Source organism: Campylobacter concisus (genome assembly GCF_003048605.1).
Classification (GTDB): domain Bacteria; phylum Campylobacterota; class Campylobacteria; order Campylobacterales; family Campylobacteraceae; genus Campylobacter_A; species Campylobacter_A concisus_BM.
On the sequence record NZ_PIRX01000004.1, the window covers coordinates 1 to 21,579 of the forward strand.

Consider the following 21,579-nt stretch of genomic DNA (forward strand, 5'->3'; position numbering starts at 1 on the left):
TAGAGCCTTTTCTTGCTCCTTTGACATTTTTGCATTTTCTTTTTGGATAGTGTTATCTTGTATTGGTGTATTGCTAAGTCCGTTTATGCTAGTTATCATTTCAACTCCCTCTACGCCTTTATATCAACATCTCTTTTTATACCAAGCATATCTACTAGGTATTTTCCAGCTGGGTTTTCATTTAGCTCTTTTACTAAATTTAAAGGTGGCATACTAAATTTCAAAAAGCTATCCATAAAGTCCTTGCTCTTTTTGCCGTCTTTGTCTATCTCACTAAAGAGTAGCTTTAGCATTTTTAGATTGCGCTCCATCATCTTTTTAAATGATAGTTCGTCTTCTTCATATCCCCTACGTCTATCTTCAGGAGTGCTGACAAAGCCACTTTGTAAGTCGATATAGATAAAGTCTCTTTTAGATCTAATGTGATCTTGCATATATTTAGGCATGCCAGCTATGTCATTATCAGTAGCATTTATAAAGCCAGGTCCAAATTTCATCTCACCCATAAGCTCGAACAGCTCAAAAGCTCTATTAAATTCTTTACTATCTATGCTCTTATCATAGCCTTCTCTTTTACCTTGTACTGTTGTCTCGCCCTCTCTTACATCAAGGTTGCTATTTATGACGGCTGCTATAAGTCCGCCTTTGGTTATTGAGCCATCTTTATTAGTGTATTTCTCTCCATGCGGATCCATAAATACACCACTTCCCACACTCTCCTTGCCGCCATTGTTGTTGTTAAAGATATCTGTTGTTGGCTTTAGTGGCTGTCTGCCGTCTCCTCCTTTAAAGCTTGGGTTGAAAAAAGCGTGCTTATCATCTGCTTATTTGACTCTTTGCCGTTGAAATCAGCCGCAGCCGAGCCAAATTCATGAATGGAGTTATGGATCTTGGTTACTTGCATACTTTGGCGGTTATAAGAAAAGCCTTGAGGGAAATTTCTTATCTCATCTAAGCTAAAGCTTTCTTTTGAATTTAGTATATCTTCGCCAACTACTTGGGAGAGAACTTTGTAGGCATTATTTACAGTTTTTAGTATATCGATGCTGTCAAAAACCCTTTGCATATAGTCAGGCTGCGTCTCTATCCTGACTAAAGACTCCAGTGTGCTTGAGTGAATTTTATATTCGCTTGGTATGCCAGCTTGCTTGTTAAACTCATCTGTAAAGTAGCCATCCTTATCTACCTTGTAGCCTAAAACTAAAGAGCTCGTTTGGTTGGTAGAAACTTTGGTTGATACCTTTATGTTCTGCTCTAAATTCAAGGGGTAGCTACCAAGTGCGTTTATCATCTTAGATCCTTTTAGCTTTAACTCACGCCAAAGATATCGTCTTTTTTATGAAAAGATTTACCTAGTAAATTTAGCTACTTTGGCTAGATCAAACGACGATCTTAAGAGATGCCTAAACTACTTTTGTCTGCCTAAAGCATAAATTTGATTTAGCTCATTAAAAGCTAAATTTATATTATCCTCACTTGGCTTTAGGGTGCTATTTTTTAGTAGCTCAAGCACTAAATTTTTAAAATTTTCTCTATCTTCTGCTAGCTTTTTAAGGCTAGCCACATCACTCAAGCTTTTGCTTCTATGATCCTTTGTCTGGGCAGCGATGAAAGCGTTATTTAGCAAGACTTCAGACTTTAGCGCAGTCTCCCCACCCTCTAGGATCGCAGGATTTTCTGACTTTAGAAAACTAATAAACAAAGCCTCTTTTTTGTAACCAGACTCCGTTTTATAGTAAGAGACATCTGGGCTAAAGCCACCACTATTTTCCTGCTCTAAATTTGCAAAATTTAGCTTTTTAAGGTTTGTTTTTATGCCTAGTTTTGATAGATCTTCGCTTAAATTTGATGCAAGCTTCATTTCATCTTCGCTACTAAAGATGTTTGTAACGACCTCGTTTTTGCGACTATTTAAAAAATCAATATTTGATCTATCGCTCAAATCTGCGTTAAAATCGATACCTTTCATCCCTTGCGAGATGTAGCCTTTTGGCAAATTTGCTAGGTCGCTATCTGTAAAACTATCTTTGTTTAAACTCTTACTCATTACCTGAGAAAAAATAGCGTAATACTGACCTATCGTGTCTGCTATGTCGATATTTTCAAAGACATCATTGTCAAAAAGCTTGCCGCTGGCGTTGCTATAAAGGACGCTATTTATATTATTTTGCTTTGTTACGAAGTTTAGAAATTCTTTTATAGTGCTTTTGTGAAGCTTAAAGTCCTGTGGCAAGCCGGCTGCTTTATTAAAGCTAGCGTCCATAAAGCCAGCCTTATCGCTTTGATAGCCAAGCTCGTTTTTGTCTTTAAATTTCACGCTATAAATGCTTTGCTGTGTATCTTTTGTAAGCTCAAGTCTTTGTAAATTTTGTGCAATGTCTTTTGTTTTTTCATTATTTGCAAGAGCGTTTTGAAATTTGACACTTTCAGACTGCTCTTTTTGAAGTTTCCTTGCTTTTGCCTCAGTAGCTACTGAGCTATACTTTTGCGTGCTAACACTAAAAATGCTCATTTACGATCCTTGCTTATCAAATTTATATTTAGTAAGCAAGGAGTGTTCCTACTTCAAAATAAGTTTTTACTTTTTGGATGTGTTGTAATAAATTTGGTTGTAAATTTAGCTTTAAGGGCAGAAACGAAGAGTTAAATTTACTCTTCACTGCCTTCGTTGATACCAAAAAATGTATCTGTGTGGATATTTTCAAATGCTGCTTTAAGCGATGTAAAGAGCTTTGGATTTTCTTTTTCTAAATTTGCCAAAAGCTGCTTGGTCTCATATCTAGCGTGTGGCATCTTCACGTCAAATCTCATCGCAGGACACGCCTCATCGCCAACTACTCTTAGCTCATTTTTGATCGCATTTTCGCGAAGCTGTCTTTCGCGCACAAAGATAAATGGCCTGATCACGACGATGCCATTTTTAGCTCTGTATTTTGGAGCAAGCGTCCTTAGCGCGCCATTATAAGTAAAATTCATAAAAAAGCTCTCGGCTGCGTCGTCCAAGTGGTGAGCGATCGCAAGCTTGTTAAAGCCATGCTTTAGCGCATAGGTGTAAAGATAGCCTCTTCTCATGCGCGAGAAAAAGCTACAAAAGCTAGAATTTTTGCGGATCTTCTCCTTTGATATCTCAAATATCGAGCTATCTATCACCTCGTGCTCTATGCCGTGCTCGTTACAGTGCTCGGTCAAATAAGCGTAGTCTTCGCCCATGCCGTAGCTTAGCGTCACCGCCTTAAACTCAAATTTCTCAGGCGTGACGTTTTGCACATGTTTTAGCACGTGAGCGAGCGCGAGGCTATCTTTGCCGCCACTAAGACCGAGTAAGATCTTATCTCCGCCCTCTATCATCTTGTATCTAGCGTTTGTCTGACCAACCTGCCTTAGTAGCCTTTTGCTAAGCTCTATCATAAGCTCTCCACCATTTCTAGGATAAATTTAGCGCTCACGTTTGCTGAGTCTTGCAAGAATTTATCAAAGTCAAACTCAGCCTCGTTGCCAGCTCCGTCGCTGATGGCTCTAAGGATGAAAAATGGCACGCCAAGTGTCTCGCAAACTAGCGCAACGCTCGCACCCTCCATCTCGGTAGCACTCGCGTTAAATATCTTTTTGATCCACTCTTTTTTCTCGTTGTCGCAGATGAACTGATCGCCAGTTGCGATGATGCCTGAATTTAGGCTCATGCCCTTTTTGCTAGCGACATTTTTAGCTAGCTCATTTAGACCTTCATCACTCTTGACAAAGATACTTGTCCCTGGCACAAAGCCGTATGGATGACCAAACGCCGTGATGTCAAGGTCGTGCTGCACAAGGCTAGTGGCATATAGCATATCGCCTATCTTTAAGTTCTCATCAAGCGAGCCAGCAACGCCTGTAAAAAGCAGCTTTGAAGCCTTAAATTTCTCTATCATCAAGGTCGCAGTGATCGCCGCATTTACCTTGCCGATCTTCGAGTAGGCGACGACTAGGTCCTTGCCTTTGTAGTTTGCCTCGTAAAATTTATTGTTTGCGTACTCTGTGGTTTTATACTCTCCCACCATCTCAAGGATAGGTGTGATCTCCTCTTGCATCGCTCCAAGTATTGCTATCATCTCTCCTCCAAAATCTTCACAACCTCTTCAAGGCTCGCCATGTCAGTGACGCTATATGTCGGTTTTTCTGTGATCTTTTTGTTTATGCCTTTTAGTGTCGCCGCACCAAGCTCGATAAAGCAATCAACCTCATTTTCATAGTTTTTAATGCTTTGTTTATAACGAACTGGATGCGTTAGCTGCTCTTTTAAAAGAACTAATGCCTCTTTTTTATCAGTGTAAATTTTTGCATTTACATTTGAAACGACTGGGGCAAAATTTGCAGCCAAAACGCCCTCAAGCTCGTTTGCTAGTTTAACGCTAGCTGGCTCAAGTATCGGACAATGGCTCGCAACTGACATATTTAAAAGCATCGCTCTTTTTGCGCCTGCTTCTTTAAATTTTGCCTCGTATTTAGCAAGGTCAGACCTCACACCAGCTACAACGATCTGACCATCGCAGTTGTAGTTTGCAGCGTAAATTTGCAAGCCCTCATCCTGCGCTTCTTTGCAAATTTCTTCAACGACTTCATCGCTAAGTCCAAGCACCACCATCATGCCAGCATCTTTGCCAATGCAGGCTTCTTGCATAAATTTACCACGTAAATTTACAAGTCTAATCGCTTCAACAAAGCTAAATGCACCACTAACGGCAAGAGCTGTAAATTCTCCGAGTGAATGGCCTAAGCTAAATTCTGGCTTGGCTTTTATGAAATTTGAAAATGCCAGGTAGCTCATAAGCGAGTTTAAAACGATAGCTGGCTGAGTAAATTCGGTCTTATCTAGCTTATCATTTTGCGTAAATAAAAGCTCTTCAAAATCGATGCCTATGTCGTTGCAAGCATCATTTAATAGAAGTTTTGCCGAAGAGAAATTTTCATAAAAGTCTTTCCCCATGCCAACACTTTGCGAGCCTTGACCCGCAAAAATAAAAGCAAATTTTTTCATTTTGGCTTCTTAGTGGTGATGATGTCCGTGACCGCCACAACCGCAACCACCTTCGCCATGTCCGTGACCACCGCAGCACTCATGCTCGTGATCATGATCATGTCCACCACAACCGCAAGTGTGAGCACCTGCTACCATGCCAGTTGCTTTTTCATCTTCAGTCGCGTCTCTAACTTCTAAAATTTCAACATTAAATAGCAAGTCTTTGCCAGCGTATGGGTGGTTAAAATCAACTGTCACTTCGTCGTCTTTGATCTCTTTAACGATGACACGAACACTTGAGCCATCTTCATTTTGACCAAAAAGCTCCATGCCTTCATGTAGGTCTATACCGGCAAATTGCTCTTTTGGAAGTGATTGGATGGCGTCTTTATTGTATTCGCCACAACCCTCAGCTGCTTTAATGTTTATAGTAGCTTTGTCGCCTGATTTTAGTTTGCTAACTTCTTCTTCAAGCTTTTCTATAATGTGGCCATGTCCTGTAATAAAAGAAATTTGACCACCTTCTTGCATATTTGACTCTAAAATTTTGCCAGTATTAGCGTCTTTTAGCTCATAAAACATAGTTATAACTTGATCTTTACTCACAATAATCTCCTTGGAATTTAGTTTTGATTAATGTGAGATTATATCTAAAAAAGAGTAAATTTTAGTTTCTGTTAGGAGCGGCTTTGGCTTCTTTGCTATCTGGATAGCCTACTTTTAAAGCCTTATAAAATCTATTTGCACTTTGAGTATCACCGATCTTATCGAAGCTTATAGCTGTGTGATACAAAAGTTTTGGAGTGTAGTCAGCCTTATCTTCACTTTGTATACTTTTTTTATAGTATTGTATGGCTGTGCTGTATGATTTTTGACTATAAGCAACTTCGCCTAGATAATAATTTGAAGCACCAGTTTTATAGCCTTTTTTATTTAAGTATTCAAAATATTCAGCTGCTTCTGTACTATTACCAGAATTTAAAAGCTTAATGCCATCAGCTAAAATGTCCTTGTCGCTTTTGCCACTGAAATTTGAAGTTGGCTTATTTTGTTGTTTTGGATTTGCATTTTGCTTTGGTTGAGCAGCGTTTTTATCCATTATCGCGCCTAACTTATTTAAGGCAGCAGTAATGTTTTTATAGTTTTTATCTTGTATATCTCTAGTCTCATCAACGTAAGCTTTTAGCGATGTTAAACTTACACCAGAATCGCTTATACCACCATTGACTTTGGTTTCGATATCGTTCATTCTTTGCTCAAGCTTGTTCATCCTAGCACTCATGCTCTCAATTAAGCTTTGCAAACCTTGAAGTTGTTCTGAAACATTATCCATGTTTTCTTCGATATTTTGAACACTTCTTTTGTTGCTTAGAGTTGCCTTTTCATCATCTGTTAGTCCATATGGATTTGCGCTATCCATATTACCTGCGTCAAATGCTGAAACTTCTTGAGCTGAACCTATAGAAAAAGCGGCTCCAAGAAGAGCCGCAATGATTATTTTTTTATTCATTATTACTTACAGATTAAGGAAGTACTTTGAAATCTGCACGTCTGTTTTGAGCGTCGCAAGCTTTTGTTTTGTCTGTACAAACTGGGTTGCTTTCGCCAAAGCTTACTACAGCGATTCTATCAGCGCTAACGCCATTTCTTACAAGAGCATCTTTAGCACTTTTAGCACGTTTTAGACCAAGAGCATAGTTATACTCATCTGTACCCCACTCGTCGCAGTTACCTTCTACTTTTATAGAAAGAGCTTGAGCGTCAGCTTGGTTAAATACTGATGCATTTGAGCTAACAACACCTTGTTGATCAGCTTTGATGTTAAATTTATCAAAGTCAAAGTATACACTTTTAACTTGGCTCTCGATGTTAGCGATAAGAGCTGCTAATCTATCAGCATCGCTCATGCTACCTGAGTTATCTGCAGATTGATTTGAATTTGCATTCATATCAACTTCAGGGTTTTTAGAGCTACAACCGCTCAACAATAAAGTTGCAACTGCAACACTTGCTAGAACTACTTTTTTCATTCCTTATCCTTTTTGAAAAATTTGGTCGAATTATAACATATTTTTTTTAAATATTATCAGAATATTACCAATCAATAGATTGAATTTTACCTACTTTTAGTGGAAATTGGAAACTTCTGTTCTCATTTAATCTAACAACGCCAAGCGAGCTTTGACCGCCAAGTTCTTTGATAAATACGACACTTTGACCATCACTTGAAAATCTTGGATAGTTATTTTTACCATTTGCTGTAAGCTGACGGATAAAATCTGTTTGAGTTGAGATCAGATAGATATTAAAGCCACCACTAGCCTCTCTACTTGAATAAACTACATAGTTTTCAAAAGTGCTTACTGAGTTGTTGTTTTTACCATGAAATACCATTTGCTCAACACTTCCGCCTGAAGTTGCAGGTGTTGCGAAGATGTTTGGATATCCAAGTCTATCTGAGACAAAAACTATTCTGCTGTCATTATCTACAAAATTTCCATTTACGTCAATGCCTGGATAGTTTGTTATCTGAGTTAAATTCTTACTACCTGTATTGTAGATAAAAATATCTGGCTGATCTTTTGGCGCCATAGTTAATAAAATTTTGCTTCCATCTTTGCTAACGTCTGAAGCTATAAGCATACCAACGCTGTCAATTATCTTTGTTTTTGTGCCAGAATTTAGGTCGTATCTAAACAAAGTTGGTTTGTTATTCACATAAGATGTATAGTAAAATTTACTTTGATCAGCGCCTGCCCATTTAGGGAAGATGTTTAGACCACCGCTTACGATTGTCTTTTGATATGTAAGCGTGTAATCAGCCACTATAATAGAGCTTTGGCGCGCTGAAGTGTATTTTGCTAGGATGATAAATTTCTCCATCCAGCCAACTGGTGGTAAATTTAGCTCATTTGTTAGCTCAACTATACTTTTGTGTGCTAAAAACGGATACTTCGCACCATCAGGCATGTTATATACTCTCTCATACCTTGTAGTTGCAGTCTTTGCATCGATGAGTTTTACTCTTAAAGTAAGAGGTGAGCCCATAGAACCCTCAAGAGCATATCTAAAGATAAGCTCAACACCTTTGTCGCTCATTGTATTTGTAGCTGCTGTTCCTTCGTAGGTTGAAGGCACATGATCTTCGATAACCTCAAAGTCAGAACTAACTTTCAAGTCGCCTAGCATGATCTTAAAGAATTTATCTTTAAAGCCTGCATCACTAACAGCTGTAGTTGCATCTTGCAAAGCTATCTTTGGCAAAGCAACACCTTGATTTACAACAGATATCGTCGCATCAGCAGCATAAAGCCCTAGAGCAACGCACAAAAAAAGAAAAATTTTCTTCATCTCTACTCCGTAAATTTATAAATTTTAGTTTATTTTATCTTCTAAATTTAAATTAAAAGTAGTACTTTTGTCTGGATTAAATGGAAATTTCTCTGCAGTAAGCTTTTCCAGGCACTCTCTAACCTTTGCATTAAACTCTTCATTGTATGATAGCTCTAAAATTTCATAGTTGAAATTTCCACTCTGATCTATCATGACTTTTACCTTAGCTATATTTGCAGAGTCAGCTTTATAGCTTTGCCATCTTCTTTGAATTTGTTTTGTTATCTCACCAAATAATTTATCATAAATACCTGTCATTTGCGATTTTGGAGCTGTTGGGTTTTGATCTATTTTTAAGCTCTTGATGATGTCGCTAGCCTCTTTTGCAGCTTTTGAGCTAGAAGCCTCGCTTTTTTTGCGGCTTTGCACTTTATTTTCAGCCTTTTTTATACCATCATCTTTTTTAAGCTTAGTAGAGTCTATATCGCTAAAGAGATCTTTTATATTTGGCTCTTTTGGTTTTGGCTTTTCAACTGGCTTTGGTGTAGGTTTAGGCTCAGGTTTAGGCTCTGGCTTGACATCCTCTTTAGGCTCTTCGCTAGGTTTTGGGATTTCAGGCTTTGGTTCTGGTTTTTTAGGCTCAGGCTTTGGCTCTTCTTTTGGAGGAGTTGGCAAGCTTGGGGTTGGCAATGGCTCATCTGGCACAACAGGTTTATTTGTGGTCTCTTGTTTATCTTCTTCTGACTCTTTTTTTGGTTCTGGCTTTGTCTCTTTTACGACCTCTTTTGCTTGTTTTGGCGCTTTTATGGTTTGATCAACTTCTCTATCAACCATAACTACATCCATAATAGCATCTTTGTCATCAGTATATTTTTTAGGAGGTTCGCTAAAAAAAGTAAGCTTTATAAACAAAGCAAGCACAATGATAATGTAAATACAAAACGCTACAAAAAATGAACTAAGCGTTGGAAATTTAACTTTATTAGGCATCTTAACCGTTTGTCTCTAAAGCTACTTTATTAAAACCAGCACCTTTTAAAGTCTTTAATACAAACATAACATCATCGTATTTTAAATTTTTATCAGCCTTTATGTATATAGGCGAGGTTTTGTCATATTTTGCACTCATCAGCGCAATATTATCTGGGAGTTCAGCAAGGCTCATTGTACTTTGATCTATCCTAACTTGTCCTTGTGCATTTATAGAGACTATAAGATCTTTTTGTTTGGATGTAGATGTCTTTGCCTTTGAGCCGTCTGGCAATGTTATATCTTCTTGATATGTTATAGTTGGCATTGTAACCATTAAAATAGCCAACAAAACAAGCATGATATCAACAAGAGGCGTTATGTTTAGCTCTGGTGTTTCGTCATCAAATTTAAGAGCCATCTATAACGTCTCATCATCTTTTTTAAGTGCTATCATAACGTCAGCTTGACGCTCGATAACGCTCATTAGTTCATAAGCTTTTCTTTTTATAAGCAAGTTAAATGTATATGCTGGGATGGCAACAAAAATTCCACAACCTGTCGCAACAAGTGCTTCAGAGATAGCTGGGGCTATAACTCCAAGAGATGAGCCTGCACCATTTCCTAACTGTGAAAATGTCTCCAAGATAGATACAACTGTTCCAAAAAGACCGATAAAAGGAGAAGTAGAAGCTATTACGCTAAGCCATGTAAGCCCACTTGTAGCATTCTTTTCTGCAATGCTTATGCAGACATTTAGCTTTTCTTTTGAAATTCTACCGCTTGCGCATTTCTTTAAAGACGAGTCATTTGGTATATTCTTAGCACCCATAAGTAGTGCTTCAAGCGCATTTTGCTCGCGTTTTTGCCAAGCTCCTATGCCAGCCATTCTTGAAAAAAGAATTGTAAAACTAACTATAAAATATATTGACAACCAAGTTAAAACTATAATTGTAATAAAACTACTTCTTTGAATGTAATTTAAAAATATATCTATTCCGCCCACTTATCTTGCTCTCACTACATTTTCCATTTTTGATATAGTTGCTGCAAAAGCATTTGTATCACTACTCATACTCTCTATCAAATTTCTAGCAGCTTCTAATGAATTTGCAAGCTCGCTTTCGCTATTTCCAGAGACATAGACCGCGCCGTCAGCTAGTATAACTACTTTGCCCTCGTCAATCTTTGCATAGCCCCAGTTGATAGCAACTACATCGTGCTTTTTATGCTTATCTTCTATATCTATAATACCTGCTTTTAAAAGAGATATTAATGAGGCGTGGTTTGGTAAAACACCAAACTCACCCTCGCTACCTGGAAGCACTACACTACTCACGTCATCATTAAATATCTGACCTTGAGGAGTTACGATTTCTAAATGTAATTTATCCATTACGCTTCCTTTTTAAATTTAAGCCTTAAGTTTCTCAGCTTTAGCTAAAGCCTCATCTATATTTCCGACCATATAAAATGCTGCTTCAGGTAGATGATCATATTTACCTTCTAAAATTCCCTTAAAGCCAGCGATATTTTCATCAAGACTTACGTATTTACCAGGGCTACCTGTAAATACTTCAGCAACGAAGAATGGTTGAGATAAAAATCTCTCTATCTTTCTTGCTCTATCAACTGTTAGCTTATCTTCTTCGCTAAGCTCGTCCATACCAAGGATAGCGATGATATCTTGAAGGTCTTTATATTTTTGAAGCACAGCTTGAACGCCTCGAGCTACTTTATAGTGATCCGCACCTAAAATTTGAGGATCGAGCATCCTTGAAGTTGAATCAAGCGGATCAACAGCTGGATAGATACCTTTTTCTGCGATCGATCTGTTAAGAACTGTCGTGGCATCAAGGTGAGCAAAAACAGTTGCAGGAGCCGGGTCTGTAAGGTCGTCAGCTGGAACATAAACAGCTTGAACAGACGTAATTGAGCCTTTTTTAGTTGATGTAATTCTCTCTTGGAATTTACCCATTTCACTTGCAAGAGTTGGCTGATAACCAACAGCTGATGGGATACGTCCAAGTAGAGCTGACATCTCTGCACCTGATTGAGAGAAACGGAAGATGTTATCGATAAACATCAAAACGTCAAGTCCCATCTCATCACGGAAGTACTCAGCCATTGTAAGACCAGTTAGCGCAATACGGTTTCTTGCTCCTGGTGGCTCGTTCATTTGGCCGTAGCACAAGGCAACTTTATCCAAAACGTTACTTTCTTTCATTTCGTGATAAAGGTCGTTTCCTTCACGAGTTCTCTCACCAACGCCTGCAAATACAGAGTAACCGCTGTGTTTAAATGCAACGTTGTGGATAAGCTCCATAATAATAACCGTTTTACCAACACCAGCACCACCAAATAGACCTACTTTACCACCCTTCGCATAAGGAGCAAGAAGATCAACTACCTTGATACCAGTTTCAAAAATTTCACTCTTAGTGCTTTGCTCTTCAAATGGAGGAGGATCGCGGTGGATAGACCAGTGCTTATCGAAATTTATACCCTCACCCTCGTCAATCAAATCGCCAACTACGTTAAAAATTCTACCCAAAACTTTTTCGCCAACAGGCACGCTTATAGGTGCACCAAGCGCTTTAGCCTCTAAGCCACGAGTCAGACCCTCACTCATATCCATAGCGATCGTTCTAACTCTATTATCACCTAGGTGAGCAGCAACTTCTAATATTAGTTTATGTTTCTTGCCCTCAACCTCAAAGAAAACTTCGATAGCTTCATTGATCTTCGGCAAGTAGTCATTAAAGTCAACATCGACCACAGGGCCCATAACTTGACTAATAACACCCTTCATTCATACTCCTTTTATTTCATTGATTCAACACCACTGATAATCTCGATAAGCTCAGTGGTAATAGACTCTTGTCTTGCTTTATTATAAGCAAGATTTAACTGTTTGACGCGCTCTTTAGCATTGTTTGTTGCATTATCCATAGCTTGCATTCTAGCGCTGTGCTCAGCCGCCAAAGAATCAACCAAAGCATAATACATACTATACTCAAAATATTTATTGAGCAATTCATCCATAATCTTAGTATAGTTGTCTTCTGGTTCAAATTCCATCAAAGAATTTGTCTCTACCGCAACTATCTTAGACGGCTCAATAGGCACAATATCATTTACTCTAATCTCTTGAGAAATCATATTTTTATAGCCATTGTGTATTAGCACTACTTTATCTGTTATGCCGTTTGTAAAGTCATCAATGGCATCTTTTATGATCTTTTGAGCTTTTTCATAAGTAGGAGAAGAGCTAGCTCCGACATAAGTCTCAAGTAGTTCAACGCCTTGGAAATTGAAAAATTCTATACCTTTTTTACCAACAGCTCTTAGTCTAACTTTGATCTTTTTGGCTTTTAGCTCATCGATCATGCGCCTAACTGTCTTTATAGTCTGGACATTAAAGCCACCGCAAAGTCCTTTATCAGCCGTCACAAATATAATATCAACCTTTTCTACACTCTTTGTTGTATTAAAGAATTTACTCTCAGTCATAACTGAAGCGTATTGATTGATCTTATAAGCTATCTCTGATAAAACCTCATTGATCTTAAGTGCATAAACTCTAGAGTAGCGTGCAGCCTCTTCAGCTTTGCGAAGCTTTGCTGTAGAGACAAGTTTCATCGCACGCGTCGTCTTTTGAGTATTCTGGACGCTCTTGATCTTTCGTTTTATATCTTTTAAATTTGACATATCTTAGCCCTAGTTAGCGGCAAAAGTCGCTTTAAAATCTTTCAACGCTTTATGTAAAATTTCTTCTACTTCTTTATCAAGAACCTTTTTAGTTCTGATCTGTTCAAAAATTTCAGGGTATTTTGCCTCGATATAAGGATATAGCTCAGCTTCAAATTTTGTTACATTTGCAGTTGCAACATCATCCAAGTAACCCTTAGCACCAGCGAATATGATAACTACTTGATTCTCAACTGGAAGCGGAGAATATGGAGGTTGTTTTAGTACTTCAACCATCTTTTGTCCGCGCTCTAGTTGCTTTCTTGAGCTCTCGTCAAGGTCGCTTGCAAACTGAGCAAAAGCTTGTAGTTCGCGGTACTGAGCAAGGTCTAGTCTTAGCGTACCAGATACTTGTTTGATAGCTTTGATCTGAGCTGCACCACCGACACGAGATACAGAAAGACCAACGTTGATCGCTGGGCGGATACCTGAGTTAAATAGGTCACTCTCAAGGAAAATTTGACCATCTGTAATAGAAATAACATTTGTTGGAATATAAGCTGAAACGTCGCCTGCTTGAGTTTCGATGATAGGTAGAGCTGTCAAAGATCCAGCACCTAGCGCATCATTTAGCTTACTTGCTCTTTCTAGAAGTCTTGAGTGAAGATAGAAAACATCGCCTGGATAAGCTTCACGACCTGGTGGTCTTCTTAAGATCAAAGACATCTCACGGTAAGCAACCGCGTGTTTTGACAAGTCATCATAGATGATTAGCGCGTGGCGAGAGTTATCTCTAAAGTATTCACCCATTGTTACGCCAGCGTATGGTGCAAGGTATTGAAGCGCAGCTGCGTCACTAGCACCAGCATTTACAACTATTGTGTAGTCCATAGCGCCATATTCTTCAAGTTTTTTAACGACTTGAGCAACGGTTGATTGTTTTTGACCGATAGCTACATAAATACAAATGACATCTTGACCTTTTTGGTTGATGATAGTATCGATAGCAACTGTTGTTTTACCAGTTTGGCGGTCGCCGATGATTAACTCTCTTTGACCTCTACCGATTGGCACAAGTGCGTCGATAGCTTTGATACCTGTTTGAAGTGGCTCATGAACGCTTTTTCTTGCCATGATACCTTTTGCTTTTTCTTCGACGAAACGAGATTCAGTAGCTTCGATTGGTCCTTTTGCGTCGATTGGCTCACCGAGTGAATTTACAACACGGCCGATCAATGCGTCGCCAACTGGAACGCGTAAAAGTTTTTTTAGTCTTTTTACAGAGCTTCCTTCTGTGATACCGCTAGTTTTTCCAAGGATAACTATACCAACACTGCTCTCTTCAAGGTTAAGAGCCATACCCTTTTCGCCGCTTTCAAACTCAACCATCTCACCAGCCATAACGTTTTTCAAACCATAAACGTTAGCAACGCCATCAGCGACTGAGATGACTTTACCGGTCTCTTCTACATCAACACTTAAATCAAAATTTTCAATACGCTCTTTGATTATCGTGCTAATTTCGTCAGCTTTAATTTTTGCACTCACGCTTTCACTCCTTTTTAAATTGCTTTTAATATATATTCACTCATTTGACTTTTTAGTCTGTCGATAGAGAAATTTACCTCAACACCTAAATCGTCTAACTCAACTTTTACACCGTTGTAATCGCTCTTTGAGCCATCAAGCTTGATCTTAGAGTTAAATTTCTTAGAGAAATTCTCTTCCAAAGCTTTTAGTTGCTCAGCGCTTAGATCAAAATTTCCAACAACCTCGCCGCGATATGTATTTTCAAGCAAAGATTGCTCTATCTTCATCTCATCTAGTATCGCAGGTATAAGCTCTAGCCTTTTGTTTGCACCAAGAAGCTTTATAAAATTTGCAAATTTAGCATCTTGATTTTTAACCAAAGATAGTACAAATTCAACCTTTTGTGAAGCCTTTAATGTTGGCAAACTTATAATGCTTTTAAATTTATCGCTAGCAAAAGCAGCAGCTAGCTCTGATAAATTTTCAACAAATGCATTAAGTTCATTAGACTTTACGTCGCTTAAGATTGCCTTTACGTATTTTTTAGCTACTACTTCATTCATTAGCTAACCTTTTTAAGTATGATATTTACAAGTTCTTTTTGATCGACTTTTAGGCTATCACTTGAGAAAATGTCGCTCAAAATTTCATTTACAACGCCTTTTGTCATCTTGCGCTCTTCAAATTCTTTTTGCTCTTTGTAGCCTTTTTCGATATTTGCGATATCGTTTTGAGCCTCTTTTTTAACTTTAGCAGCTAAATTTACAGCCTCTTTTTTCGCAGTTTCGATTAGAGCATTTGCATTTTGCTTAGCCTCTTCTACACGCTTTAAAACGTCATCTTTTTTAGCTTTTGACTCACGAAGCTTCTCTTGGATACTCTCAAGCTTGTTTGCGATCCTATCGATCCTGCTTTGATAAAGAGCTTTTAGTGGCTTAGCAGCAAAATAGACCAAAATAGCAAAGAAAAGTAAGAAGTTTAGCGTTCTCTCAACTATGTCGTAGTTTGTTCCACCATGCTCGCTAGCGTATGCTAGAAATGGAAGTGCTAGAAAAAATAAAATTTTTATCTTCATAAATTTCCTTTAAATTTTAGAGAGCTTAGCGTTTAAAGCTGCTCTAAGCTCAGGTAGTTTAGCTGATAGATCTGCCTTTAGGCTATCTTTTTGAGAGCTTAAAGCGTTTAAAAACTCATTATAATCAGCCTCTAAACTACTTTTTACCGCATTTATCTCTTTTAAAGACTCTTCTTTTGCCAAATTTAAGGCCTCTTGTCTTATTTTGTTAGCCTCAGATCTTGCATTTTGTATGATCTCTTCGATCTCTTTTTCATGAACGCTTAAGTCGCTTGCATTTTTGCTAGTGCTCTCTTCGTCATTTTTTATAGAGGCATTTCTGTCATCTATAAATTTAAGCATTGGCTTGTATAGCAAAGGATTTAAAATGGCGATCAAGACAAAGAAAACGATAGCCGTTAAAAGCATCAATGGCACATCTATTTCTAACATCCACTCTCCTTATTTTGTTATTAAGTTTTATTTAATATTCAAATCAAAGTCTGATTTTACAATAAAATACTAAAAATAAAAATAAATTTGTAATTCTATTTTAGCTTAGCGATAAATTCTTCTACCTGCGAAATATCGCTAAATTCTAATATTAAATTTTTAGATTTTACTTTTGTCTTTATCTTTAAATTTTTAAAAATTTCTTGTAAATTTGATAACTTTTTGCTCATTTCCTCTGAAATTTGAGGCTTTGGCTCTTTTACTTCTTCTTTATTTTTTATCTTTTTTACTAAGATTTCTGTATCTCTAACACTTAGCTTTTGTCCGATGATCGTATCAACGACCATTCTTTCTTCTTCACTACTAAGCCCTACGATGACTTTAGCATGGCCTTGCGTGAGCTTGTCTTCTTGCAAAAGTCTTTGCGTGTAGTCGCTAAGTAGCAAAAGTCTCATTGTATTTGTTATCTGAGTTCTGCTCTTATGGATGATGTTTGCTAAGCCATCTTGTGTGATCTTATACTCATTTATGAGCTCTTTATATGACTTTGCAAGTTCGATTGGATTTAAATTTTCACGTTGTATGTTTTCGATAAGCGCAAGCTCTCTTAAATTTTGAGACTTGATATCAGCGATGATCGCTTTTATCTTGCTTACTCCAAGCATCTTTGTGGCGCGGTATCTACGCTCACCAGCTATTAGCATGTAGCCGTCATCTTTTTTGATGACGATTATTGGTTGTATTAGTCCGTGCCTTTTGATGCTAGCACTTAGCTCTTTTAAAGCCTCTTCGTCAAAATGCGTCCTTGGCTGGTAAGGGTTTGGTAAAATTTCATCTATATTTATCTCTTCGACTATCTCAGAGTCGTTTAAATTTGCGATCTCTTTGCTGTAGGCCTGCTCTACATCTTCAAGTATCGCGCTAAGTCCGCGCCCTAATCCACCTTTTTTCGCCATTTTTTTCCTTATTTTTTAGTTTAAAATACAATATGCCAAATTTTGATATGCGATCGAGCCTGGTGATTTTATATCATAAAGTATCACCGGCTTGCCAAAACTTGGGCTTTCAGCAAGTTTTACGTTTCTTGGAACGACTACAAATTCGTCTTTTCCGTCCTTGCTCTTAAAGAGCTTATTTTCAAAATGCTGCTTTAAATTTGCAATGGTCTCTTTTGAGAGATTGTTTTGCGAGCTAAACATTGTCGGTAAAAAGCCCTTTATATTTAGCTTTGGATTTATCGTTTTTTTGATGATCTTTACAGTGTTTAGGATCTGCGCCAAGCCCTCAAGTGCGTAAAATTCGCACTGGATCGGGATGATCACACTATCGCTTGCACTAAGAGCATTTATCGTGATACTACCAAGTGCCGGAGGACTATCGATGATGATAAAATCATAGTCGTCTACAACTTCTGAAATTTTGTTTTTAAGGATTAGTTTATAGTCTTTGCTTTGGTCGTTAAATTCTTGCTCGATGCCGACAAGTCCGATATTTGACGGAGCTAAAAAAAGCGTTGGTATCTCAGTTTTTAGTACGATTTGTGAGAGCTTTTTTCTATCTGTTAAGACGTGATAGATGTTAAACTCATAATCGCTTCTGCTAAAACCAAGTCCAGTCGTCGCATTTGCCTGTGGATCGATGTCTATTAATAATACTTTTTTTTCAGCAACCGCCAGTGATGCTGCTAAATTTACGGCTGTTGTGGTCTTGCCAACGCCGCCTTTTTGGTTAGCTATTGTTATTATCTCGCTCATCTTAAAGAATATACCTTTTCCCCGTTTAATAATATCGCTCCATCCTCGCAAATTTCAGCATCCTGAAGCGAAACAGCTCTATTTGCAATATGCGTAATAAAACTTTTTGACTTGCAAAAGTCTATCCTAAATTTGCTAAAAATTGGCTTCCATAAAATCTTTTTATCAAGCATACCAACAAAGCCCCAAACTAGCTCATCTACGCTAGCTTTTATGTCCAAAATGCCCGCATTTTCGGGTGCGCTAGCTAAATTTATCCCCATGCCACAAATGTAAATTTCATCCACTTTATTTGTCAAAGTGCCGCCTATTTTAAGGCCATCTACGTAAAAATCATTTGGCCATTTTAGCCAGCACTTTGAGCCAAACTCGCTCAAGACTTCACGCATCAACATAGAAAAATATATCGAGATCGAGGGCGGAGGTATGTCGCTTGGCAACTCATCTTCGCTTACACAAAATGACATAAATAAATTTCCGCCAAGCCCCTCCCAGCTGTTGCCACGGCTGCCGACCCCTTTTGTTTGATTGTATGCCACGACCATGTGCGGTGGCTTTATCTCCCCGTTTTTTAGGGCGTCTATCAAAAATTCCTGCGTCGAAGGCAGACTTTGGATAAACTCAACCTTCAAATCACACCTTAAATTTATAGAAGTGATTTACCGGATTTTGCCCGCCGCCGATGATGACTGCGTTTTTAATAGCATTAAAGATATAATCATGTGCGTTTTTCACGCTATCTTTTAGACTAAGACCATTTGCTAAATTTGAAGCGATCGCGCTAGATAGCGAGCAGCCTGAGCCGTGTGTCGCAGTCGTTTTTATGCGCTCATCGCTAAAAATTTCATATTCCTTGCCGTCATAAAATATATCAAGCGACTTGCCGTCAAGCTCGCCACATTTTAGATAAACACTCTTTGTGCCAAATTTCAAAAGATCCTTGCAAGCCTCTTTTAGCTCGTCCTCGTCCTTTAGCTCACGCTTTAAAATTTCGCGCGCTTCAAAGATATTTGGCGTGATCACGCTTGCAAGCGGGAAAAGCTCCTCCACGATCGCGTCTTTTGCAGCGCCCTCTAGCCAGATGTCACCATTTTTACAGCTCATTACAGGATCAAGCACGACTGGCGGTAAATTTTTGATCTCTCGTAGCGTTTTTGCAACGCTTTTGATGATCTCAACACTTGGGACAACGCCTATTTTTATCACATCAACTCTTATATCATCAAATATCGCCTTGATCTGATCCTCGATGAGCTTGGTCTCAACTAGCTGCATACCAAATATGCCCTTTGTGTTTTGAGCAGTGACCGCTGTGATCGCTCCCATCGCATATACGCCGTGTGCTATAAAGACCTTTATATCAGCTAAAACTCCAGCTCCACCGCTTGGATCAACACCTGCTATACTTAGCGCATTTTTCATAACCGCTCCTTTAAATTTATTTTAATTCATCGCCAACGCTAAGGCGCTTACCATTTATATATGCTTTTGCGTTTGTTGGCTTTTTGCTTGGCTCTTGAAGCTCGTAAATTTTGACCGCCCCACCCTTGCAAGCAACCACAACATGATCTTTTTCTACGCTTAAAATTTCTCCACTTTTGCCACTTTTGTCGCTTAGCTCAAGAGATAAAATTTTTAGCCCGCTTGCCAGATAAAGCCCCGGCCAAGGTGTGAGCGCACGAAATTTATTATAAATTTGCCCCGCCTCTTCATCAAAGCTAAAAAGTCCGTCGCTTTTACTTATCTTTTTGCAGTGCGAGGACTCTGCGTCATCTTGCTTTTGTGGCTTTAAATTTTCAAAATTTCTTAGCACTTTTACGATTAGCTCACCGCCAAGCTCGCCTAGCTCACTAAAAAGCTCGCTTGACATCTTACTCTCGCAAGGCGTGTAGATGAAATCCAGCATATCGCCAGTATCAAGGCCAGCGTCCATTAGCATAGCTGTGACGCCAGTTTGCTTCTCGCCTGCTAGGATCGCGCTTTGTATAGGGCTTGCACCTCTATATTTTGGCAAGATCGAGGCGTGTAAATTTATACAAGTCGCCACGTCAAGCACACTTTGTGGCAAAATTTTGCCATAAGCTGCCACCACGATAAATTTAGGCTCAAATGCCTTTAGCTCGGCAACCACCGCCTCATCTTTTAGCGTATTTGGTGTAAAAACTGGCACGCCATTTAGCTCATTTTGAGCGTAAATTTTGACCTCACTTGGGGTTAAAATTTGCTTTCTGCCAACTGGCTTATCAGGCTGGGTAAAGACCGCTTTTATATTAAAGCCAGCTTCTTTTAGGTGCCTAAGTATCCTAACAGCATAATCAGGCGTCCCCATAAAAACTACATTCATCACTTTCCTTTAAATTTCAACGACTTTTATTTTGATCTATGTTTTTGCTGCTTGGCGGCCAAGAGGCGCATGGATATTTCTGCCAGCTAATCTTTTGCAATACTAAATTTCTTAGCTCATCAATGCTAACTTTGCCGTTGTGACTAAGCCTCTTAAATTCCTCACTAGTGCATAGATCTGGTACTATTTTTAGCGCTGGTGGCGCCTTGCACGCCATCCACTCATCTAAATTTAACGTTCCGTCGCGATCTATGTCATTAAAATCCAAAAACATATATGCCGGATCTGCTGGCTCGCAGCTATATGCACCAAGGCAAAATAGCATAATGCAAAAAAATTTCTTCATTTTATACTCTTAAATTTCTAAGTTCAAAGTGCCAAAAAGTCGCAACTCAAAGCTCTTTTTTAAGTAGCTCAAGCAGTGCAAATTTAAGCTCTTCGATGTTCTCGTTTGTCGCTGATGAGATTGGCAAAACAAAGTATGGTTTTTTCGCATCAAAGCTGTATAGGTCTTGCTTATAGACAAATTTACCAACTTGTTTTGGCTCTAAATTTATACTTTTCATAAATTCTTTTATATTTTCATCTAAATTTTCTGCCGCATCGACTCTGGTGATAGCGATCGCGTAGTCCCTGCTAGCAAGCACACTTGAAAATTTAGCGACCTCCTCTTTTAGCACGCTAAACTGCTCGCTCATGCTTCTGTAGTTTGCGCTATCTATCATAAAAAGCAAAATTTTATTTCTCTCGATGTGCTTTAGAAACTGCACGCCAAGGCCACGTCCGTCGCTCGCTCCCTCAATGATGCCAGGGATATCGGCCATGACAAAGCCGCTAAACTGATCGACCTCAACAAGTCCGAGCTTTGGTGTAAGCGTGGTAAATTCGTAGTTTGCTATCTGTGGTTTGGCGTTTGAGACGGCTGAGATGAGGGTTGATTTGCCCACATTTGGAAAGCCAACAAGGCCCACGTCAGCTATCAGCTTTAGCTCGAGCCTGACCTCTACGCTCTCTTCTGGCATGCCCTTTTGAGCGTATTCTGGAGCTTGGTTGATAGAGTTTTTAAAGTGAAAATTTCCAAGTCCGCCCTTGCCACCTTTTAAAAATAGCGTCCTTTGCCCCTCTTCTACCATGTCGCAAAGTAGCTCGTTTGTCTGTGCGTCATAGACCGCCGTTCCTGGCGGCACGACAAGCTCTAAGCTCTCACCCTTTTTGCCAGTCATGCGTCTGCCCATGCCAGCCTCGCCGTCGCTTGCTCTCATCGCCCTTTTGCCCTTGTAGTTTGCCAGTGTGTGGGTGTTGTTGTCACAGACAAAATAGACATCTCCGCCATCTCCGCCATCTCCGCCGTCTGGGCCGCCTAAAATGACGTGCTTTTCGCGGCGAAAGCTTACTGCTCCGGCTCCGCCATGGCCTGAACTTAGGGTTAATTTCACGCTATCTATAAACATTTTTT

General features: G+C 39.0%; 25 protein-coding genes and 2 pseudogenes. All 27 read right to left on the minus strand.

The window, feature by feature from the left end; all coding sequences use genetic code 11:
- Nucleotides 1–99, minus strand: a pseudogene (locus tag CVS86_RS10145) (cell surface protein); the annotation flags it as partial.
- A gap of 11 nt (nucleotides 100–110) precedes the next feature.
- A pseudogene (locus tag CVS86_RS10150) lies at nucleotides 111–1,291 on the minus strand (Cj0814 family flagellar-dependent secreted protein).
- 117 nt (nucleotides 1,292–1,408) lie between these two features.
- Entirely contained in the window at nucleotides 1,409–2,512 is a 1,104-nt protein-coding gene (locus CVS86_RS03630; protein ID WP_107791003.1) for a Cj0814 family flagellar-dependent secreted protein, read from the minus strand.
- Nucleotides 2,513–2,649: 137 nt separating this feature from the next.
- Nucleotides 2,650–3,408, minus strand: coding sequence for a tRNA 2-thiocytidine biosynthesis TtcA family protein (locus CVS86_RS03635; protein WP_103567595.1), 759 nt, complete (start codon nucleotides 3,406–3,408; stop codon nucleotides 2,650–2,652).
- Nucleotides 3,405–4,088 (minus strand): 5'-methylthioadenosine/adenosylhomocysteine nucleosidase, encoded by a 684-nt coding sequence (locus CVS86_RS03640; RefSeq protein WP_103567596.1) that lies wholly within the window; start codon nucleotides 4,086–4,088, stop codon nucleotides 3,405–3,407. The genes CVS86_RS03635 and CVS86_RS03640 overlap by 4 nt, the downstream gene beginning before the upstream one ends.
- Nucleotides 4,085–5,014: an ACP S-malonyltransferase gene (gene fabD / locus CVS86_RS03645; protein WP_107791004.1), complete on the minus strand. Its 930-nt coding sequence runs from the start codon at nucleotides 5,012–5,014 to the stop codon at nucleotides 4,085–4,087. The genes CVS86_RS03640 and fabD overlap by 4 nt, the downstream gene beginning before the upstream one ends.
- Before the next feature lie 9 nt (nucleotides 5,015–5,023).
- Entirely contained in the window at nucleotides 5,024–5,608 is a 585-nt protein-coding gene (locus CVS86_RS03650; protein WP_234399228.1) for an FKBP-type peptidyl-prolyl cis-trans isomerase, read from the minus strand.
- Between the two features lie 55 nt (nucleotides 5,609–5,663).
- The gene (locus CVS86_RS03655; protein WP_002939416.1) at nucleotides 5,664–6,506 is read right to left on the minus strand and encodes a tetratricopeptide repeat protein; all 843 of its coding nucleotides are present in this window, start codon (nucleotides 6,504–6,506) and stop codon (nucleotides 5,664–5,666) included.
- A 13-nt stretch (nucleotides 6,507–6,519) separates the two neighbouring features.
- Nucleotides 6,520–7,026 carry an OmpA family protein gene (locus tag CVS86_RS03660; protein ID WP_002939415.1) on the minus strand — a complete coding sequence of 169 codons (507 nt, stop codon included), beginning with the start codon at nucleotides 7,024–7,026 and terminating at the stop codon, nucleotides 6,520–6,522.
- Between the two features lie 64 nt (nucleotides 7,027–7,090).
- On the minus strand, nucleotides 7,091–8,347 hold the full coding sequence (gene tolB, locus CVS86_RS03665) for a Tol-Pal system protein TolB (RefSeq protein ID WP_107791006.1): 1,257 nt from the start codon (nucleotides 8,345–8,347) through the stop codon (nucleotides 7,091–7,093).
- A 24-nt stretch (nucleotides 8,348–8,371) separates the two neighbouring features.
- Nucleotides 8,372–9,319 carry a TonB C-terminal domain-containing protein gene (locus CVS86_RS03670; RefSeq protein ID WP_107791007.1) on the minus strand — a complete coding sequence of 316 codons (948 nt, stop codon included), beginning with the start codon at nucleotides 9,317–9,319 and terminating at the stop codon, nucleotides 8,372–8,374.
- A 1-nt stretch (nucleotide 9,320) separates the two neighbouring features.
- Nucleotides 9,321–9,719, minus strand: coding sequence for a biopolymer transporter ExbD (locus tag CVS86_RS03675; RefSeq protein ID WP_002939405.1), 399 nt, complete (start codon nucleotides 9,717–9,719; stop codon nucleotides 9,321–9,323).
- Complete coding sequence (locus CVS86_RS03680) at nucleotides 9,720–10,304, minus strand: MotA/TolQ/ExbB proton channel family protein (protein WP_009294341.1); 585 nt, start codon at nucleotides 10,302–10,304, stop codon at nucleotides 9,720–9,722.
- The gene (atpC, locus tag CVS86_RS03685) at nucleotides 10,305–10,694 is read right to left on the minus strand and encodes an ATP synthase F1 subunit epsilon (RefSeq protein WP_002939398.1); all 390 of its coding nucleotides are present in this window, start codon (nucleotides 10,692–10,694) and stop codon (nucleotides 10,305–10,307) included.
- An 18-nt stretch (nucleotides 10,695–10,712) separates the two neighbouring features.
- Nucleotides 10,713–12,110, minus strand: a complete 1,398-nt coding sequence (gene atpD / locus CVS86_RS03690; RefSeq protein ID WP_002939420.1) for a F0F1 ATP synthase subunit beta — start codon at nucleotides 12,108–12,110, stop codon at nucleotides 10,713–10,715.
- An 11-nt stretch (nucleotides 12,111–12,121) separates the two neighbouring features.
- Nucleotides 12,122–13,009, minus strand: coding sequence for an ATP synthase F1 subunit gamma (atpG, locus tag CVS86_RS03695; RefSeq protein ID WP_103567600.1), 888 nt, complete (start codon nucleotides 13,007–13,009; stop codon nucleotides 12,122–12,124).
- A 9-nt stretch (nucleotides 13,010–13,018) separates the two neighbouring features.
- Nucleotides 13,019–14,536, minus strand: a complete 1,518-nt coding sequence (gene atpA, locus CVS86_RS03700) for a F0F1 ATP synthase subunit alpha (RefSeq protein ID WP_009294343.1) — start codon at nucleotides 14,534–14,536, stop codon at nucleotides 13,019–13,021.
- 14 nt (nucleotides 14,537–14,550) lie between these two features.
- Nucleotides 14,551–15,081: a F0F1 ATP synthase subunit delta gene (locus tag CVS86_RS03705; RefSeq protein WP_002939419.1), complete on the minus strand. Its 531-nt coding sequence runs from the start codon at nucleotides 15,079–15,081 to the stop codon at nucleotides 14,551–14,553.
- Nucleotides 15,081–15,593, minus strand: a complete 513-nt coding sequence (locus CVS86_RS03710; protein ID WP_012001332.1) for a F0F1 ATP synthase subunit B — start codon at nucleotides 15,591–15,593, stop codon at nucleotides 15,081–15,083. The genes CVS86_RS03705 and CVS86_RS03710 overlap by 1 nt, the downstream gene beginning before the upstream one ends.
- Nucleotides 15,594–15,602: 9 nt before the next feature.
- On the minus strand, nucleotides 15,603–16,025 hold the full coding sequence (locus tag CVS86_RS03715) for a FoF1 ATP synthase subunit B' (protein ID WP_002939425.1): 423 nt from the start codon (nucleotides 16,023–16,025) through the stop codon (nucleotides 15,603–15,605).
- Nucleotides 16,026–16,120: 95 nt separating this feature from the next.
- Entirely contained in the window at nucleotides 16,121–16,981 is an 861-nt protein-coding gene (locus CVS86_RS03720; protein WP_103578917.1) for a ParB/RepB/Spo0J family partition protein, read from the minus strand.
- 15 nt (nucleotides 16,982–16,996) lie between these two features.
- A complete protein-coding gene (locus CVS86_RS03725) occupies nucleotides 16,997–17,779 on the minus strand; it encodes a ParA family protein (protein ID WP_012001330.1) in 783 nt (260 codons plus the stop codon).
- A complete protein-coding gene (locus CVS86_RS03730; RefSeq protein ID WP_107791008.1) occupies nucleotides 17,776–18,411 on the minus strand; it encodes a biotin--[acetyl-CoA-carboxylase] ligase in 636 nt (211 codons plus the stop codon). The genes CVS86_RS03725 and CVS86_RS03730 overlap by 4 nt, the downstream gene beginning before the upstream one ends.
- A gap of 1 nt (nucleotide 18,412) precedes the next feature.
- Nucleotides 18,413–19,201, minus strand: a complete 789-nt coding sequence (thiD, locus tag CVS86_RS03735; RefSeq protein ID WP_107791009.1) for a bifunctional hydroxymethylpyrimidine kinase/phosphomethylpyrimidine kinase — start codon at nucleotides 19,199–19,201, stop codon at nucleotides 18,413–18,415.
- Nucleotides 19,202–19,217: 16 nt separating this feature from the next.
- A complete protein-coding gene (fmt, locus tag CVS86_RS03740) occupies nucleotides 19,218–20,123 on the minus strand; it encodes a methionyl-tRNA formyltransferase (RefSeq protein WP_107791010.1) in 906 nt (301 codons plus the stop codon).
- Between the two features lie 16 nt (nucleotides 20,124–20,139).
- Complete coding sequence (locus CVS86_RS03745) at nucleotides 20,140–20,469, minus strand: GDP-mannose dehydrogenase (protein WP_107791011.1); 330 nt, start codon at nucleotides 20,467–20,469, stop codon at nucleotides 20,140–20,142.
- Between the two features lie 46 nt (nucleotides 20,470–20,515).
- Nucleotides 20,516–21,574, minus strand: coding sequence for a GTPase ObgE (gene obgE, locus CVS86_RS03750; RefSeq protein ID WP_107791012.1), 1,059 nt, complete (start codon nucleotides 21,572–21,574; stop codon nucleotides 20,516–20,518).
- Nucleotides 21,575–21,579: the final 5 nt, after the last annotated feature.

What these genes read in the sequence shown, in the direction of transcription:
- CVS86_RS03630 (WP_107791003.1), bottom strand. Translation starts at nt 2,512, where the DNA reads ATGAGCATTTTTAGTGTTAGCACGCAAAAGTATAGCTCAGTAGCTACT.
- CVS86_RS03635 (WP_103567595.1), bottom strand. Translation starts at nt 3,408, where the DNA reads ATGATAGAGCTTAGCAAAAGGCTACTAAGGCAGGTTGGTCAGACAAAC.
- CVS86_RS03640 (WP_103567596.1), bottom strand. Translation starts at nt 4,088, where the DNA reads ATGATAGCAATACTTGGAGCGATGCAAGAGGAGATCACACCTATCCTT.
- fabD (WP_107791004.1), bottom strand. Translation starts at nt 5,014, where the DNA reads ATGAAAAAATTTGCTTTTATTTTTGCGGGTCAAGGCTCGCAAAGTGTT.
- CVS86_RS03655 (WP_002939416.1), bottom strand. Translation starts at nt 6,506, where the DNA reads ATGAATAAAAAAATAATCATTGCGGCTCTTCTTGGAGCCGCTTTTTCT.
- CVS86_RS03660 (WP_002939415.1), bottom strand. Translation starts at nt 7,026, where the DNA reads ATGAAAAAAGTAGTTCTAGCAAGTGTTGCAGTTGCAACTTTATTGTTG.
- tolB (WP_107791006.1), bottom strand. Translation starts at nt 8,347, where the DNA reads ATGAAGAAAATTTTTCTTTTTTTGTGCGTTGCTCTAGGGCTTTATGCT.
- CVS86_RS03670 (WP_107791007.1), bottom strand. Translation starts at nt 9,319, where the DNA reads ATGCCTAATAAAGTTAAATTTCCAACGCTTAGTTCATTTTTTGTAGCG.
- CVS86_RS03675 (WP_002939405.1), bottom strand. Translation starts at nt 9,719, where the DNA reads ATGGCTCTTAAATTTGATGACGAAACACCAGAGCTAAACATAACGCCT.
- atpC (WP_002939398.1), bottom strand. Translation starts at nt 10,694, where the DNA reads ATGGATAAATTACATTTAGAAATCGTAACTCCTCAAGGTCAGATATTT.
- atpD (WP_002939420.1), bottom strand. Translation starts at nt 12,110, where the DNA reads ATGAAGGGTGTTATTAGTCAAGTTATGGGCCCTGTGGTCGATGTTGAC.
- atpG (WP_103567600.1), bottom strand. Translation starts at nt 13,009, where the DNA reads ATGTCAAATTTAAAAGATATAAAACGAAAGATCAAGAGCGTCCAGAAT.
- CVS86_RS03705 (WP_002939419.1), bottom strand. Translation starts at nt 15,081, where the DNA reads ATGAATGAAGTAGTAGCTAAAAAATACGTAAAGGCAATCTTAAGCGAC.
- CVS86_RS03710 (WP_012001332.1), bottom strand. Translation starts at nt 15,593, where the DNA reads ATGAAGATAAAAATTTTATTTTTTCTAGCACTTCCATTTCTAGCATAC.
- CVS86_RS03715 (WP_002939425.1), bottom strand. Translation starts at nt 16,025, where the DNA reads ATGTTAGAAATAGATGTGCCATTGATGCTTTTAACGGCTATCGTTTTC.
- CVS86_RS03720 (WP_103578917.1), bottom strand. Translation starts at nt 16,981, where the DNA reads ATGGCGAAAAAAGGTGGATTAGGGCGCGGACTTAGCGCGATACTTGAA.
- CVS86_RS03725 (WP_012001330.1), bottom strand. Translation starts at nt 17,779, where the DNA reads ATGAGCGAGATAATAACAATAGCTAACCAAAAAGGCGGCGTTGGCAAG.
- thiD (WP_107791009.1), bottom strand. Translation starts at nt 19,201, where the DNA reads ATGAAAAATGCGCTAAGTATAGCAGGTGTTGATCCAAGCGGTGGAGCT.
- fmt (WP_107791010.1), bottom strand. Translation starts at nt 20,123, where the DNA reads ATGAATGTAGTTTTTATGGGGACGCCTGATTATGCTGTTAGGATACTT.
- CVS86_RS03745 (WP_107791011.1), bottom strand. Translation starts at nt 20,469, where the DNA reads ATGAAGAAATTTTTTTGCATTATGCTATTTTGCCTTGGTGCATATAGC.
- obgE (WP_107791012.1), bottom strand. Translation starts at nt 21,574, where the DNA reads ATGTTTATAGATAGCGTGAAATTAACCCTAAGTTCAGGCCATGGCGGA.